The sequence below is a fragment of the Gynurincola endophyticus genome, assembly GCF_003991195.1.
GTDB lineage: Bacteria > Bacteroidota > Bacteroidia > Chitinophagales > Chitinophagaceae > Gynurincola > Gynurincola endophyticus.
Genome location: NZ_RCWL01000015.1, coordinates 1 through 16,122 on the forward strand (window position 1 = coordinate 1; position 16,122 = coordinate 16,122).

Here is a 16,122-nt window from a genome sequence, read left to right on the forward strand (position 1 = left end):
TACCGCCTCACTACCAATACCTTAAGAACTATCCCCCTTTTTCAAAAGCGGAGCGCAAAGATAGGAAAGTTTCAGAATATCAACCAAATTTATTTTTAAATATTTTCGGTTTATTTTTCTGAGAATCAATCCTTCAATGAACTACCCCTTTTCGTTTTGGGAGTGCAAATATAGAGCAGGTTTTTATTCCTTCCAAATTATTCTGCAATATTTTTCTCTTTATTGCTTTTTTCCTCTTATTTCCGTATTATTAACTACGACCTTTTCCTTTATTTAAACCTTTCCAATGACTTGCTCTAACTGTAAACAGGCTATCAGTACTGCTGATACCAAATGCCCTCATTGTAATTATACTATTACGAGGCATTTAAAGATTAATTACCCGAAAGCCAGCCTGGGTAAACGATTCGCCGCCGCCGTAATCGATTATCTCCTTTTAAGCGTCCCCATCTTTCTTTATACGTTCGGTTACACGATTGACAGGGCGCGTATTCTAAACAATGAAGAACAGCTGGCCGCTGATTATAACAGTCTGATTTATATTACCAGTGCACTTTACTTTATTTACTACCTCTTACACGATGCAATTCTGAAAGATAAAAGCATCGGAAAGTATGCTATGGGACTGCGTGTGGTAAATATTAAAAACAATCAACGTATTTCGCTGATCGATTCCGTTAAAAGAAATGGTATACTTGCCATTGCCGCTGTTATCCCCTATGTGAACTCGCTCTATGTAATTGCTGAAGTGATTTTTATCCTGATGAGCCCGAAAGGACAAAGAATAGCCGACTCTCTGCTTCATTACCAGGTGGTTGAAACAGATCAGCTCAGTATGATTATAGAAACGTATGAAATTGAAGATTTCTAATCTTTAACAAAGCTTTCCACTAAGTGGTAGTACCGCTTAATGGTAAATTGATTAGCTACTACTAAAAGGTTATATGTGAAATAGTTATTATATGAAACTTTCCTTTAACTTGCCGTACCCTCTCTGATCGTAGCATTTCATATAACCTTATTAATCAATTTACTATGGAACGCACTGACATCCAATCAGTGCTCGGCTTTCTGACCGGTTCGCTCAAACCGGCCGATAGTCAAGCAGCTGCAGCACTTAACCTGGCACAAGAGAGAATGGGGCGCGTTTTACTCCAGAAAAAGGAGTTGGATCTGCCTATTCTGAAAACCATTCCGGCAAAAGAACTTTTTACCCCGGCTGCCATCGACCTCCAAAAAATTGAAAAACTCACAGAAAATATCCGTGAAAGTCAGGAAGAAGAACTGTTTTATATACGCAGTGCAGAGTCCGTTCACCCGTTACTTGAAGCAGCACAACCTCTTTGGGCCAGAGCCAGTAAACCGGTACAGACCTTCGGACCTTTTCCGGACGGAGACGGCCGAAATATTTTTATAGACTTCTACAGGGTAGTGAAACTGGTTACTTTGTACGTAGGTACTACTCCCATCCTGTCTTTTTCTAGCACTTTAAGATCTTCACCACTGATTCCGAATCCGGCTTTAGGTACACAACTTACCCTCAACAAAGGCTCTTTATGGGTAAATGCACAGTTGCTGAATGTAAACGCCGCACCTACCCTTTTCGCCGGTTTCGACATTACGAAAGGAACCCTCACCCTTTCGAAAGCACCAACGCTTACCAACAACAGATATACGCTTACCTCAGGAACCACCATTCAATTAGAACTTACCTTAGCAAACTCCAATTCAACTCCTAACTCTTCTTCCGTAGCACTCGACACCAACACCATCAAGCTCGAATTCCCAACTGATATCTTTTTATCAGGTAACACACAAAAACTATCTTTCAGTACCAAAAACAAAGGAATCTGTAAAGCCTACGAGTACAGTTCTGACTATGCGGTAGGATCCTCTGCTGCATTCGGCTTCAACGCGGCTGACAAAGTGCTGGAACTTCCGCTTTCCTTTAATCAAAACGTTTTTGCGAACAAAACAAATGATAATAAGTATTTCAATGTTTCAGGAAATACAATAGCCAAAGCCTTACATTGGGTTTTTCCTTTGTCTGCTATTAATTTCAATCAGATTCCTGCTGCCACTAATAACTTTTTCCTGAAAGTAACGCTCGACAAAGGGCTTTCTATCAACTGGAGACATTTAAAATACCAGGCATTCTTACTTCAGAAACCTGTATTATATATCAATAAAAGTAATATTCTGTGGAAGGACGAGGAAGCTTACGGCTTAGAAGGAGCTACCCATCTTGATCTCTGGAAAACTAAAGCAGCCCACCTTAGAAGCACATTGGATATTACTTATACAAAGAAACAGATCCTGGCTTTTTTAAGCGACGCCGATCAAAACATGGAAATGGTTTCTACACTCGGTAATGTAACCGGAAATTTCGACCGGCCCATTTCAGTTAGAAACACGGTCTTCAAACTGGATAGCCAATTGACTATTGTTGCTTTCATTCAGAAAGCCGAAGGTATTTTCTTTGGTATGTTTGATCACAATCTACTCGAAGACCGTCCTGCCATGGCCAGTGTTATACACGGTATTGCGTTGCATAATGCACTGTTTAAAGTATCCAACTTCGCTCAGTGCCTTTTCAACAGTAAACTGCATGACACCAACGATCAGGTAGAAAAAGCCAGCATTTTCTTAACCCACTTATTATACGGTTATCAACCAACACTTCCAGACCCTTACATTGGTAACTTTGTTTATTGGCAAAGGCTTACCGGCAGTATGAGAGACGGTCGTTCGATGCCACTTATCTATCATATTCAGCTCAATAATGGCGGTAAAGAAAGTGAAACCCTCGCCACCAAATTTTACTTTGGTACGATGCCAACACTGAATGACCTGAATCTTCCGGAAGATACGGATCCTGCACCAGCACCAATACCAGCACCTAAAGATGAAAAGACGCCTTCGCGTAAAGAACTTTTCGAGAAACTGAACCGGCCCGGCAGGTTCAAAACAGAACTGGTAAACGAACCACTGGCGAAAGAAATAAAAAAAATTATTAAAAAAACCGATCTGCAGAATAGCCTTGAAGGACTTTCGATTAATAAATTAAAGCCCGCATTATCTAACAAAATGGAATCGGTGATTGCAGTGTCGAGATTATGGAAAGACATTATCATCAGAGATAAAATACCCACCGAAGAGTTCCGGTTAAATATCATAGATCCTGGTATTAAGGAAAGAGCGGATGGTTTATTATTCAAAGAGCGCAGGTACGAACAGGTTTATCAGGATCATATTATCGGAGCACGCCTCGATAATGAGTTTTTCTCATTGCTTGATATCAGTTCGAATGCCAATCAGATGGGAGTAAGTATCAGCGGTGAACAATTATTTGTTCCTACTGCAAGGCTTCGGGAGAAAACAACCGGAGAATTTGATACCGTTCAGGCAGGTGCATTGAACTTTAAAGTAGAAGGAATGGAGGTGTTGTTCGAAAACGACCGCATCAGAAACTTTATGCTCCCTCAACACGCATGGGAACCCGTATTAAACTTATCTGCAATCAGCCCGTTAAAAGAAATGGACCCTAACATCGGTGTTCATTTCTTTCAAGACAATGGCGGACCTTCGCGTATTGCCAATAACAGTAAAAAATTTATTGCGCTTACACCAATTGCGGCCATTGATGCAATGATCGAAGATTTCAAAAACAATTCATCCAACTATACACTGGCAGCCTTTACTCTTCCTTTCGGAATGAAAGCCGTGAGTGTATTAAATCATAAAGGAAACGAAACGGTTAAACCCAAAATTGAAAATATCCGCCCTAAATTCAGAAAACAAAATGACGGATCTTTTCTTTTTGAAGGAGGGCATCAGATCAGCCTGAAAGCAGGTAACCATGCACGTAACAGGCAATATCCCGGTATTGCACCCGACTCAAATATGTTTCCGGGCTTTACAGTTCAACTGAACAATTATGCAGATGAGTTAGGAATGCCCAGTGGAAAAAGTCACCTGGGCGATACCGTAACCAATACTTTCAATCTTGAATTTTTCCATTCTTTTATTACCAATCCTGATTTAAAACTCAGCAGAGGTGTTCCGGTAACCAGAGTTGATTTAACCGGTTATGGTACGAATATGCTCAGTAATTGGGTGAGTTCAGCCGCTGCATTAAACGAAGTGAGTCAGGCAAAGTTTGATACATTCCATGGCAGAACTGCCCATGAAGTGATTCAGATTAAAAGCATGATTTATCCCTGGGGCATCAGAGTGGTAAGAACCATTACTACTTATCGCGGAAAGAACGGTCGCGTATTCCGCGAAGATTCCGGTTGGCAGTGCGAATCAGACGGTATGTTCAACTTCAGGGTAAAAGGTATCACTACCGATCCCTTTAGCTTCCATCCCGGCCTGATGCATGGTATTATTAATATTCAGAATATCCGTGAAACTTTAGACATTTCACCTTTTGTAAGAGGAAATGTAAAACTGGATCCCGTTTATTTCGATGGCGATATCATTCTTGAAAATGTGAGTCAGGGAGGTACCAATCACAGAGTTCCCTCTAAAAAAATTTTAGGATACTTACACAACCTCCCGCAAGGACAATTGATTACAGAAAACGACCTCGCCGCTTTAATCAGAAACCAACCGCAACTGAACATCGGTGGTGCGATTGATTGTGTAATGAACCTGCATCAATCAGAACAGCTGGTTCGTATCCATCGCTTTGATATGAACTTATGTACCGATCAATCTGGTAAACATAGTTTTGTCGGAGCACTGCGAGGAAATGCCATTTTACCAAATGACGGCAGCTGGACGGTTGTTGAACACGACACTGATACCGGTGAAGTTTATCCTATAAATACAGAACAAGGCGTAGCATTTGTGCGAAACGGTTTGTGGGAAGCAGGCAAACTATCTCCTTCAGTAAACCTGACCAAAGAACTGGCGAAAATGTCACATCCGCAACAACTATTGTTGCACTATACTCAATTCAAAAAGAATTACGGTATTCTTCAAAATACCAATACACAAAAAACTTTATTCTTAGCCCCGGCTTACGAAAAATCAAGACGAGCCATACTCGGAAGAATTCCACCGCTTTTTGCCGATGCTCACCGGCTAATGAAAAGCTCGGGCATTTTTGCCAATATCGGTGATGCAGTTACCAATTATGGTGCTGCCATTCTATTGGATAAAGGAAGAAATGAAGCAAACGCCGTTATCGATGCTTTCAAAGAACTCAATTTGGAAGATGCAGGTAAAAAAGTATTCGAACTGATTGTGATCGACGTTAAAAAAGAAGGTGAAAAAGTTATTGAAAAGGGAATCCGCCTGGCCAAAAACGAAGTGAACAATGTTCTGGACAAAGCCTTCAAATTTGATCTGCCCGAAGGTAAGTTTTACATCGTGGAAGAAGACATGTTCAAGCTATACGTAGAATATGTAGCACCACAACAGGCACCGGTTAATTATGACAAATACTACGGTAAAACTTTACTCGATTATGATTTCAATTCACTAAAAAATGATTTTACCGATCAGTGGAAATCACGTCTCAGCAATATTGCTCTGGTAGTTGATTTAGGACCGATAAAAAGGCTTGTATCTGTAAAAGCCAATTTCAACTCACAGAAAGGCGATGCTACCAATTTCGGCGGTAGTAAAAACGGAATCGGATTACCGACTCCGGAAATTGTTTTCAGCCCTGAGTTAAAGCCCATCATGGACATTCTTGACGTTCTGGCAAAACTCAGCGGTGGTGGTTACGACGATGTGATTAAAAACGGTTTGAAAATAGCCATGAGCAATAGTGGAGAAATCTGGCAATACAAATATGAGATTGATAAATCTATTCCACTCATCAGATTCCCGGCACAGGATGAACTGTACAACAATGCCACTACTCCATTAAAACTCGAATGCGGGCTTACCCTGGGGGCTTATTTTAATGCTGCACTGAAAGTCACCAATGACCTGAATCAACTGATTCCGACTGCAGGTGCTTATTTAGGATTTACCGGTGGTATTGAAGTGTTATGTACCAGCGTAGGAGCCGGTTCTATTTATGCAATCGGTAAGGTCGGATTACAAATTTCGGCCGATACCTCAGGTAAAGCCGATCTGATGATGACTTTCGGATTCGGTGTTAAAATAGCGGTGAGCTTACCAGTAGTAGGGCATGCAAGTGTCAGCTTTATGGTAGGAGTTGAATTAATCATCAGTACCGAAGGAGTTGAATGTACTGCGATCATGGTATTTAAAGGAAATGCCAGTTTATTGGGTGGCATTGTAGCCGTTACTATCATGATTGAAGCAAAAGGAGGGGTTAAAAAGATCGGAAACAAAACCGAATGTAAGGCACAGGTAACTTTTGCATTAGACATCAGTATTTTCCTGGTTATTGATATTTCATTCTCAAAAACCTGGGGCGAAGATCGCCAGATTGCTTAACCATTTAATCATTCAAATTATGAATCTTCAAAGATATACCATCATGGTTTTTCCTCAACGCGTTGAAGGAAATTCCCTGTCAGTAAATATTGTTCTGATTCCTAAAAATTATTCTCCGTTTACTCCCTATAATCTTGGTGTTCCGAACGGAAATCAGTTAATTCCGTTTGCTACGTTTCAACCGAATTTCAAATTTAAATGGCTGAAAAAAACCGAAGAGTGGCCGGTATACAATGCTACGGCCAGTGAATTAGTTACACTCACATCGCAGGTCGACTACTCAAAAGCCACTCGCAAAGAACTGGTTTTACGAGGTATTGAAACTGATTTTAACGGAAAAATCAATGCCGATATTCAAACCGATAAAGCAGAGCAACCATTAGAAATTAACCGGTCAGTTAATAAATATCTGCCGCACTCTTACAGAGATGCTTTCAATTTTACGCAACCCCGCCATTCAAATGCAAAAATTGACGACAGCTACCATTGCGCTATGAAAGCACCAAAAGATCCGGTACCCAACTGGCAACCGGATGTTGACAAAATAAGCTGGGGACAAATTTATGCACATATTCTTCGTCAACCTATGTTGGCGATGGCTTGCGGATTTATTTATTCTGCTACTATTGAATTAACTGACGAAGCTAAAAAGGGCGGTTATCTTTTTTGCGAAATCATCAATGAAGAATACCGCGCTGTGCAAGCTTATAGTTATGAAAATTCCGACAACCCTTTTATTAAATCATATGCCGCACGTATTCCTGCATTAGATAAGAACCGGCCTGTTTTTGCACCCGTTTTATTTCCGGTTTTATTCAAATCGGAAGTACACCCATTGCAAGTACCTATAGGTAACTGGGACCAGGTATTTGCTGAAGCCAATCAATACAATGACGGTTTCGCCAAAATCGTACACGCCAATCAACCCGTGAGTGTAAATATTCTGGAAGAAAGAAATGACGGCACACATCCTTCTGATGAAGCAGGCATCCGCCTCGCCTGGGATGACGAACAGATTCTCGAATGGTATATCCGTCAATTGGCAAAAGCCCCCGGAGAATCTAAACGGATTGATGCACCCATCGGTATTTACGGTTATGCCATTGATGTAAAAAAAGACGATAGTACCTGGCAAAGCCTGAATACAGTAGTTACCAAAGCTAATTATCAGATCGGCGGTACCGCACTCAACAATGACATCAATCAATCGATTGAATTACCCTATCAGGTATTTCCTACACAGATTGATAATAACAAAAATCAACCCTTCTGGCTACCGATGTATTTTACCCACTGGACCGGTAAAAACATGGTACTGAAAGATACAGATGCCATTGAAATATTCCGCAACGAAACCACGGTAGATCCTAATAACATGTACCATCCGGCACCGCTGGAATTTGAACTGACCTACGGACATGAGTATGAATTCAGAGTAAGAATGAAAGACCTTAGCGGTGGCGGACCTTCCGTTAATGAAAAAGCGGTAAACATCGCCGCCTCTCCTACTGCGAAATGGCATTTCAGAAGATTCTTAAATCCGAACTTATGCCGGGTTGAATTACCGCCGCTTTTAAAAAACAATAAAGTAAATTATTTCAATGCTACCGGAAGTGTAGATAATCCGGTTTTTGAACGTACACCCGTGATTGAAGTAAAACGGCCGCTGTTAGGATATCCGGCTGTTTTGTTTACAAACAAATATTCCGATGCCGTACAAAAATTAAAAGCTATTACCGCCAGTATCGGAACCAACCAGGGTAAAGTTCCGGCATTGGCCGATCCGGATGTAACCCATCTGAATATCCGTGTGTATGTTGAATCGCTCGGACTTGATCATCAATTGAGTGAAACCGGAAAAGATAATTACATACTACTCTACGAAACCAAAAGAGCTTTTTCTAAAAGCGATTTTGATGCCCAACTGAATGTACCTGTTCAATTCATGGATATTCCTGTTTTAAGTTTTGGAAATGTCATCAATCCTTTCAACAGAAATGATTTGTTATTAGAACAGGTTCATCAAATGAATGCGCTTCCTTTGCCTACAGCCCGAAATGTAAAAGTAGTAGTTGCCGGTATTTGTGAAGGTGATGAAAAGTATTTCGGTAATATTTCTTCTGACAGACTCTTTGATTCACGTTACGGCAAAGAACACCACTTTGCTTTTTATCATCCTTCGTTGAATGAAACGAATCTGCTTCAACCATTACCGCTCATTCAACCCTTACAGGGAATTTATTTGCAACCGGATGCTTATCCGGAAGCATTGCTGAAAAAATATGACCTCGCAGATCAGTTCGCGTTGCCCAACATCATGCAACGACTGGCTCAGCAACTACACCTGAATCATAATGGAATGACATTGATGGGAAGAAAAGGACACCGCGTAATTTTTGGCTGCAGTGAAAGAATACGCCATCACCTGGCACCCGATCATTCCAGTGTTACTTTCGGATCAAAGTCTGATTTACAAAACCACTGGCTGGTAGTAACAGCCTACCAGCTCAACCGCGACTGGTCGTGGCAGGGAAACGAAGACATCAGCTTTACCATTAAAAGAGATAAAAGATGGTGGCGCGATAACAATACCTTCCTCACTGCTGAAAAAGTAGGCGAATTGTCATTAAAAAGAACCGCCTCCTTTGAATCACTACAAGCAGATGATTTCGGTATTGTAAACCGCAGCAGTACCACACTTATTTTTATAGATGCAGTCGATCCCAAAAAAGACGGGTATACATCCAATCCTTTTCCTGATGAAATTTATACTAAATATTCTATTGAAGCACACTTAAAGCCGGCTCATCAGCTGGGAGATAATGCTTACAAAACAGAATTGAGGTTGCCTTGTACCGTACCTCCCGTACAAATGCCTGAAATTGTCGGAGTAGGAATAGCCTTTTCCAAATATGAAAAAAACGAAAAATACAGCGCTACTACTCCGAGAAAAAAACACCTTTGGGTTGAACTGAAAGAACCGATTGCCAATCAGTATGATACTTTATTCTGCAGAGTACTCACTTATGCACCCGATCAATTACTATCGAAAGCTACTCCACCCTTAAGCGATTATACCAATGATCCTCCTTTACCGGTTGACCCTGAATATATCCGTGTAGTAACACCGCACCATACGAATGACCTGGCAGGCTTTAACGCGATGCAGCCTCTGGAAAAAGCTGCTGACGGAAACAATCGTTTTTACTTAATGCCTATTCCTCCGGGGTTAAGTACTGAAAGCCCTGAGTTATTCGGCTTCTTCCGGTATGAATTCAGAGTGGGTCATGCCATTTGGAGTAATCACGAAAAAATAGACGATCAGCTATGGTGTACAGCACAGGGCAGGTTTGGCCGTCCGATTGTGGTATCCGGATTACAACACCCCGCTCCTAACTTACTCTGCCAAACTGATAGAAACGAAAACCGTTTAACAGTATCTGCTCCTTATGCAGAGTCTGTTTATAAAGGTAAAAAGTTAACGCCATATCCGCCGCGCACCAGTTTGTTTGCCGTATTATATGCACAGGTTCCGCAGGCAGATGGCAATGGTTACCGTAACATTCTGTTGCTCGACAAACTGATGAATTTAAAAAATCCTAAATATTTCAAACCGCTTTTACCAAAATTTGAATTCAACTTCACGCATTCGGCAAAAACCGATTTAACCGAAAATAAAATCGCACAGGCAGATATGATTTTAAGCCTGGCCAGCCACAGTAACCAGATCAATACTTATCAGAAACTATTATCGGCCGAATCATTCAAACAACTCCAAACCTTCAGTTCACAAAAACTAAAAGGTGCAGTCGTTAATATGAATCCTGAATTGGTAACCGAGCTGATAGATGCCACTGAAAAATTACAGAATGCAGTGCCTGCTCCTCAGGCAGTTCCTGTGTTGATCACAAAAGAAAGTATTGCTGCAGGATTACTGGCTGCCATTCAGAAAAATGCCACACCGATGGCTGAAATCAATTTCAGTAGCGACGAAATAAGAATGGCTTTGATGAAAAATGGTTTACCCGGCGACTCTCCACTCAGTGTAATTGCCGTAGAAGTGTTCGGAGATATTACCAATGCCATCGACTTAATGGGCTTATCAAAAGAAGAAATTCAGAAAAATGATCCGAAAATGATGGAGTACTATGAAAGAGCGATGAAAAATAAGAGACCGATTGTAAATGCCCTGAATAACTCACTCGGTCAATTCAGAATATTAAGAACTTCTCCTTTAACGGAAGTTCCGGCAATCTGCTGCGAAGAATGTAAAGCAGTTTAGTGTAGTAGTCCATAAAATATTCCCTCCATTCTCTTTGCAGAGAGGGAGGGATATTTTAATTTAAATGAATCGTAAACCAAGAAACATATGAGAAGGACATAGTCTGCACTTTTCTATAGGGCTTTTGTTGCGTCGCACCCTTGTACGTACGGTTGCTGCTTCAGCTTTAAAAACACTAAAACACAAGCCCTATTCTAATAAGTTACGAACTTATCTTGATAAAAACATATATAATATTTCTCTATGCATATTTTCTTATCTATAAATCTATAGGTATTAACTACGAAACCCATTGCATCAGTAACCCGCATATATAGCCTCCGTAATTTCCTAAAACGTATCCTAACACTGCCAGTAAAACACCAACCGGCGCCAGCGAGGTATGGAAGGCCGAAGCGATTAAAGAAGCCTGTACGGCACCACCGAGATTAGCTTCACCCGATACGGCAAAAAAGAAATACGGTGCACGGATAATGCGTGCTACAATGATCATCGCCAATGCATGGAAACACAGCCAGATCAAACCTACCAGTAATAAACCACCGTTATTAATTACACTGACAATATCCATTTGCAGGCCTACGGCAGTAATAAACAGGTATAAAAAAACAGTTCCGACTCTTGAAGCACCGGCTCCTTCCAAACGTCTGAGCGGTGTAAACGAAAGAATCACTCCCAACGTTGTACAAATAATCACTACCCAGAAAAATGTGGAAGTTAAACTGAACTTCTCCAATGCCGGATAGTTTGCCTGAATGTAAGTTACCAGCGGATCTGCGATCAGATAAGCCAGCCCGCATCCGCCAAAAGCAACTCCGATAATTGCTAAAGCTTCAGACAGGTTAGGAATTCTGGCAGTAGCCAATTGATAGGCTTCCATCTTTTCTCTTACCTCATCCACATCTTTATCGTTAGCACGGAAAAACTTATTGATCTGTTTGTTTTTGCTTACTCCGAAAAGCAATATAGCCAGCCACAGATTTGCAATAATAGTATCCAGTACTACCATCGAAGAGAATAACTGAGGACTGGGTTTAAAAACTTCGTTGAGTGCAGCGAGATTGGCACTTCCACCAATCCAGCTTCCTGCAACGGTGGCCAAACCACGCCATACCGCATCAGAACCTTCACCTCCCACCAGGTCAGGAGCAAAACTTTTTACAATGAGTATGGTTAAAGGACCGCCGATGATCACACCCACTGCCCCGGCTAAAAACATCAGGCCGGCTTTTTTTCTGAGTTTCCAGAGCACTTTCATATCTACACTTAATGTAAAAAGCACCAGACCCGCCGGTAACAGATACCTGGAGATAATTTCATACAACTGCGATGATTCTCCTGATACTATATTCGTTGTGTTGAGAATTCCCGGAAAAAAGTAAAGCAATAACAACGGCGGAAAGAAATAATAAAACTTTCTGACGAATTTATTCTTTAGTCCGGTAGTATATTGTACCAATGCCATGAATACGACTAATATGCCGAAGATCACTATATCACTGGTAATGAGGGGTTGCGTATTAGCAAGTAAAATCATGAGCACTATTTATTTTTAAAGTTGCTGAAGTCCTAAACCTGGTTGATCATTCAAAATGATTTTTCCGTTTTCTAACACCGGATCTTTATAAGGATTATTACTGATTAACCAGGTACTGTCTAAATCAACCCAGTCGCATTGCGGAGCAATAGCTGCAGCACCGAGAATAGCAACCGACGATTCGCCCATACATCCTACCATCAGTTTTAACCCTAACTCTCTTGCACGAAGAATCATTTTATATCCTTCATGCATACCTGTACATTTTACCATTTTAATATTAATACCTGTGTAAACTCCTTTTGCCTGATCAACATCAGCCAAACGCTGAACCGCTTCATCACCTACTGTTGGTAAAGGGCTATGTTCTGTTATCCAGGCATTATTATCACGTTGTTCACGTGGCATAGGTTGCTCGATAAAGATGGTATTTCTTTCTTTCAGCCAATGAATCATTTCAAGTGCTTCTTCTTTATTGTGCCAACCCTGGTTGGCATCTACTGTTAAAGGCAGATCCGAAACAGAACGAATCGTTTCAATAATAGCTTTATCATTATCTCCACCCAACTTCACTTTCAGTAAATGAAAACCTTCCGCTTCCAATACCTTTTTGCGAATCATGTCAGGTGTATCCATGCCAATCGTTAAAGTAGTTTCCGGCATTTTAGCAGGATCACTATTAAATAATTTGTAACAAGGTAATCCTGTTAATTTTCCAACCAGGTCGTGCAAAGCGATGTCTACACCTGCTTTTGCAGCTGTATGCCCGGCCTCTACGCCATCCACATAACTGAGTATGGTTTCAATATCTGTCGGATTATTAAACTGCTCCAACTTCAATTTTGATAAGAATTTTAATTCATCTTCGAGCGTTTCGCTGAAGTAATAACCCGGACAACCTTCTCCGTAGCCAATCACTCCGTCGTGTTCAAGAGTGATGTAAATAACATTATCCGCCACTGTGGTATGTCCTGAAATGGTAAACGGATATTTTCTTCTTAGCTCTACAATACGATAAGCAAGCTTCATGATAGTGATGTTTGTTGACTTTTATGAGGATTTATTTTTTTCTTTTAAAAGGTATATGGTTCGCCCTTGGCAAGTGAGCCATAATATCAGTAATAGCACCTTTGGCCGGTTTTGTAAAAGTGTAAACAACTCTGAGCCCATGATCAAAACCACGGAACGAAAATTCATTGCCTCTGCGATAAGCAGGCGTAAGAATAACAGAATCAGCAGCATTTCTATAAATCACCAGTTTATTATTGGTTATTTTAAACTGAAGTGTAACATCTACATCACTGCTATAAAAATTACCGGTAAACTCTTTCAGTTCTTTTTCAGAAGGATTAAAATCAGTTGCGCGGTGCAATGTAACTGCGGCTCCATTTCTGTTCAACAACAAAGTATCACCGGTAACGGAAAATTCATATACTGTTGTTTCATAGATAAACGAATTTTTAGTAATCGGTTTTAAAGGAGCCTGATAATTCAACAAAACATTATCAGATACGGAAAAAGTCAGGTATTCAGACAAATCTTCCAGGCTATAATATTGACCGGTTTTATTTTTTAGTTCGCCTTCCTGAAATGAAACGGTATTGGCTTTTGGAAGCGGGGTTTTGTATTTCTTTCCGAACAGGATATTGAATACTTCAGCATGTAAATCACCGGTGATAATATTCCGGGTATTGCTCATATATGAAATCGAAAGGTCATATTCCGGATAAAATACAGTGAGTGCGCGGTAGCCGGCAATTAATCCTGAGTGGGTTATTTCTTTGATATTGTGAATATGGTTTACCCAAACGCCACCGTTTGCATAAGTGATCGTATCACCGTTATTCAGTACATATCTTTCCAGTCTCATTTCTTTCACCGCCTCTCCGGCTTTGCCATTGATAAATTCATTCCATTTTCTGAGGTCATCGGCAGTTGTTAATAACCCTGCGGCTCCATAAGTTTCATCAATAGTGTAACCCACCTGATAATTACCCGGTGTGCCGGCATAACTGGTTGCAATGTTTTTGATGATATCGGTATACTTTCCTCTGAAATTAGAATTTGACATACCTGCAGGGTTCAGCAGATTTTCTTTTACAAAATCTCTGAATGTTTTTTTCGTAATACGTTCTACGATAATACCAATCAGATCATAACCGGCATTAGTATAAGAGTATCTTTCACCCGGTTTATAATTCAGGTTTGACTGACGACATATCACATCAATGGCATCCTGTTGGTTAAACAACCTGTAACCGGTGGGCAGGTTGGTGAGATAGGTAACATTTCTCCAGTCTTTTAAACCGCTGGTATGCGTTAATAAATGACGAATGGTAATTTTAGTACCGTAATCAGGTAACTCGGGAACATACTTACGTACATCATCCTCCAGTGAAAGCTGATTATTTTTTATTAACAATAAGGCTGCAGTAGCGGCAAATTGTTTAGAAACGGAAGCTGCTTCAAAAACCGTTTCGTTGGTAATAGGTGTCTGATGTTCGAGATTAGCATATCCGAATTCTCGGTGATACAATTGCTGACCTTTTTGTGCAATAATTAAAACACCTCCAGGTCCGCTGGTAGGTAATTGCTGCACCAAAGAATCTAACGGGCCGGCTATATTTTTATTGAGCTGGGCATAACCAGCATCCCCTGTGAGGATGCTGCCTGCCAAAAACAACACATATGATACATACTTCATGAGACAATAATTGTGGATATAGATTTGTAATTATTCTTTTACAGGAGAAAAAGTAACTCCGAAACGCAGTGTATTGGATAAAGCATTTCCTAATGTATTATCGCCTGAAGGCACGATATAAGCAAAGTTTAACCCGAACTGATTCAGCTTTAATCCTAATCCGGTGCTCATATACTTTCTTCCTCCGTAAGCGCCGCTTTCTGCAAAATATCCTGCACGTACTGATAATAAATCTTTGTAAATGTATTCTGCACCGGCTGACACGCTGAATGCTTCATTACCAATTCCTTTAAAATAACTTTTGATGACACTGTAATCATAGTATTCATCGATACCGTTTGCACCGTCAGGTATGAGCGGCACCATTGATTTATTAAAATCGGCAGTAAACATCAGCTTATTTTCATCATCGATCGGCAGATGATACCCTGCTCCTACACCGATTCTGGCCGGAACAAATCCGTTGTTCCCATTATCAGAACCGTAATCAATTTTACCGGTACCGATATTCGCGAGTACTGCACCGGCAGTAAAACCTCTGCCTTCATCATCTACCCCATTATAAAAAACACTGATATCTCCCAGTAAGGCACCTGCTCCACCGGATGTAGTGCCTGCGTTCACAGAGGCACCCAGTGAGGAGCGGATATAGCGGAAAGCAATAGACATAGATAATTGATCAGAAAGTAATCTTGAATACGCTGCATCAATAGCGAATTCTCTCGGAGTAGCCAGTTGTAATAGCGTACCGTTATAATCTCTTTCTTCCACCTTACCGGTATTGTAATAGCGGATAGATCCTGAAATCGCCTGCTTATCGTCGATTTTCTGATAGCCAGACAAGCTTAGCAGGTAAAAACCGGAGGTGATTTCTCTTAACCATGAAACATGGTTAAGAGATAAGCCACCTTCTTCTTTAGCAAACACCGTTTTTGCAGCATTCAGAAAAATAGAGGATGCATCCGCTGAGGTTGCAATACCTGCTTCTCCTAATGCCGCAGCTCTGGTATCGGCTGAGATCCGGAGTAAAGGGGCTGCTGTTGAAACCGGATTGGTTTCAGTTGCCGACTGCGATACTGCAACAGCAGGTATTAAAAATAATACTCCCAGAATCGATAGATATATTTTGTAACAATAGCCGGCTACTGCCTTTTTATTTAAAGTTGTCATAAACGA

At 40.8% G+C, this 16,122-nt stretch carries 7 protein-coding genes; 3 read left to right on the forward strand and 4 right to left on the reverse strand.

Features of this window, described 5'->3' with window-relative positions:
- Positions 1-286 precede the first annotated feature (286 nt).
- The 3 genes from D9O48_RS18505 (at position 287) to D9O48_RS18515 (ending at position 10,705) form a co-directional block, all read left to right on the forward strand.
- Complete coding sequence (locus D9O48_RS18505; RefSeq protein ID WP_126974489.1) at positions 287-871, forward strand: RDD family protein; 585 nt, start codon at positions 287-289, stop codon at positions 869-871.
- A gap of 164 nt (positions 872-1,035) precedes the next feature.
- The gene (locus D9O48_RS18510) at positions 1,036-6,423 is read left to right on the forward strand and encodes a hypothetical protein (RefSeq protein ID WP_126974490.1); all 5,388 of its coding nucleotides are present in this window, start codon (positions 1,036-1,038) and stop codon (positions 6,421-6,423) included.
- Positions 6,424-6,442: 19 nt separating this feature from the next.
- A complete protein-coding gene (locus D9O48_RS18515) occupies positions 6,443-10,705 on the forward strand; it encodes a hypothetical protein (RefSeq protein WP_126974491.1) in 4,263 nt (1,420 codons plus the stop codon).
- A 280-nt stretch (positions 10,706-10,985) separates the two neighbouring features.
- On the opposite strand, the gene D9O48_RS18520 is transcribed toward D9O48_RS18515, so the two are convergent.
- Genes D9O48_RS18520 through porV form a run of 4 tightly spaced genes read right to left on the reverse strand, consistent with a single transcriptional unit; the run spans position 10,986 to position 16,116 of the window.
- A complete protein-coding gene (locus tag D9O48_RS18520; RefSeq protein ID WP_126974492.1) occupies positions 10,986-12,242 on the reverse strand; it encodes a DUF819 family protein in 1,257 nt (418 codons plus the stop codon).
- Positions 12,243-12,257: 15 nt separating this feature from the next.
- Positions 12,258-13,271 (reverse strand): dipeptide epimerase, encoded by a 1,014-nt coding sequence (locus D9O48_RS18525; protein WP_126974493.1) that lies wholly within the window; start codon positions 13,269-13,271, stop codon positions 12,258-12,260.
- A gap of 31 nt (positions 13,272-13,302) precedes the next feature.
- Positions 13,303-14,946, reverse strand: coding sequence for a serine hydrolase domain-containing protein (locus D9O48_RS18530; protein WP_126974494.1), 1,644 nt, complete (start codon positions 14,944-14,946; stop codon positions 13,303-13,305).
- Between the two features lie 30 nt (positions 14,947-14,976).
- On the reverse strand, positions 14,977-16,116 hold the full coding sequence (gene porV, locus D9O48_RS18535) for a type IX secretion system outer membrane channel protein PorV (RefSeq protein WP_126974495.1): 1,140 nt from the start codon (positions 16,114-16,116) through the stop codon (positions 14,977-14,979).
- Positions 16,117-16,122: the final 6 nt, after the last annotated feature.

Coding starts and splice junctions, on each gene's coding strand:
- D9O48_RS18510 (WP_126974490.1), top strand. CDS start 1,036: ATGGAACGCACTGACATCCAATCAGTGCTCGGCTTTCTGACCGGTTCG.
- D9O48_RS18525 (WP_126974493.1), bottom strand. CDS start 13,271: ATGAAGCTTGCTTATCGTATTGTAGAGCTAAGAAGAAAATATCCGTTT.
- D9O48_RS18505 (WP_126974489.1), top strand. CDS start 287: ATGACTTGCTCTAACTGTAAACAGGCTATCAGTACTGCTGATACCAAA.
- D9O48_RS18520 (WP_126974492.1), bottom strand. CDS start 12,242: ATGATTTTACTTGCTAATACGCAACCCCTCATTACCAGTGATATAGTG.
- D9O48_RS18515 (WP_126974491.1), top strand. CDS start 6,443: ATGAATCTTCAAAGATATACCATCATGGTTTTTCCTCAACGCGTTGAA.
- porV (WP_126974495.1), bottom strand. CDS start 16,116: ATGACAACTTTAAATAAAAAGGCAGTAGCCGGCTATTGTTACAAAATA.
- D9O48_RS18530 (WP_126974494.1), bottom strand. CDS start 14,946: ATGAAGTATGTATCATATGTGTTGTTTTTGGCAGGCAGCATCCTCACA.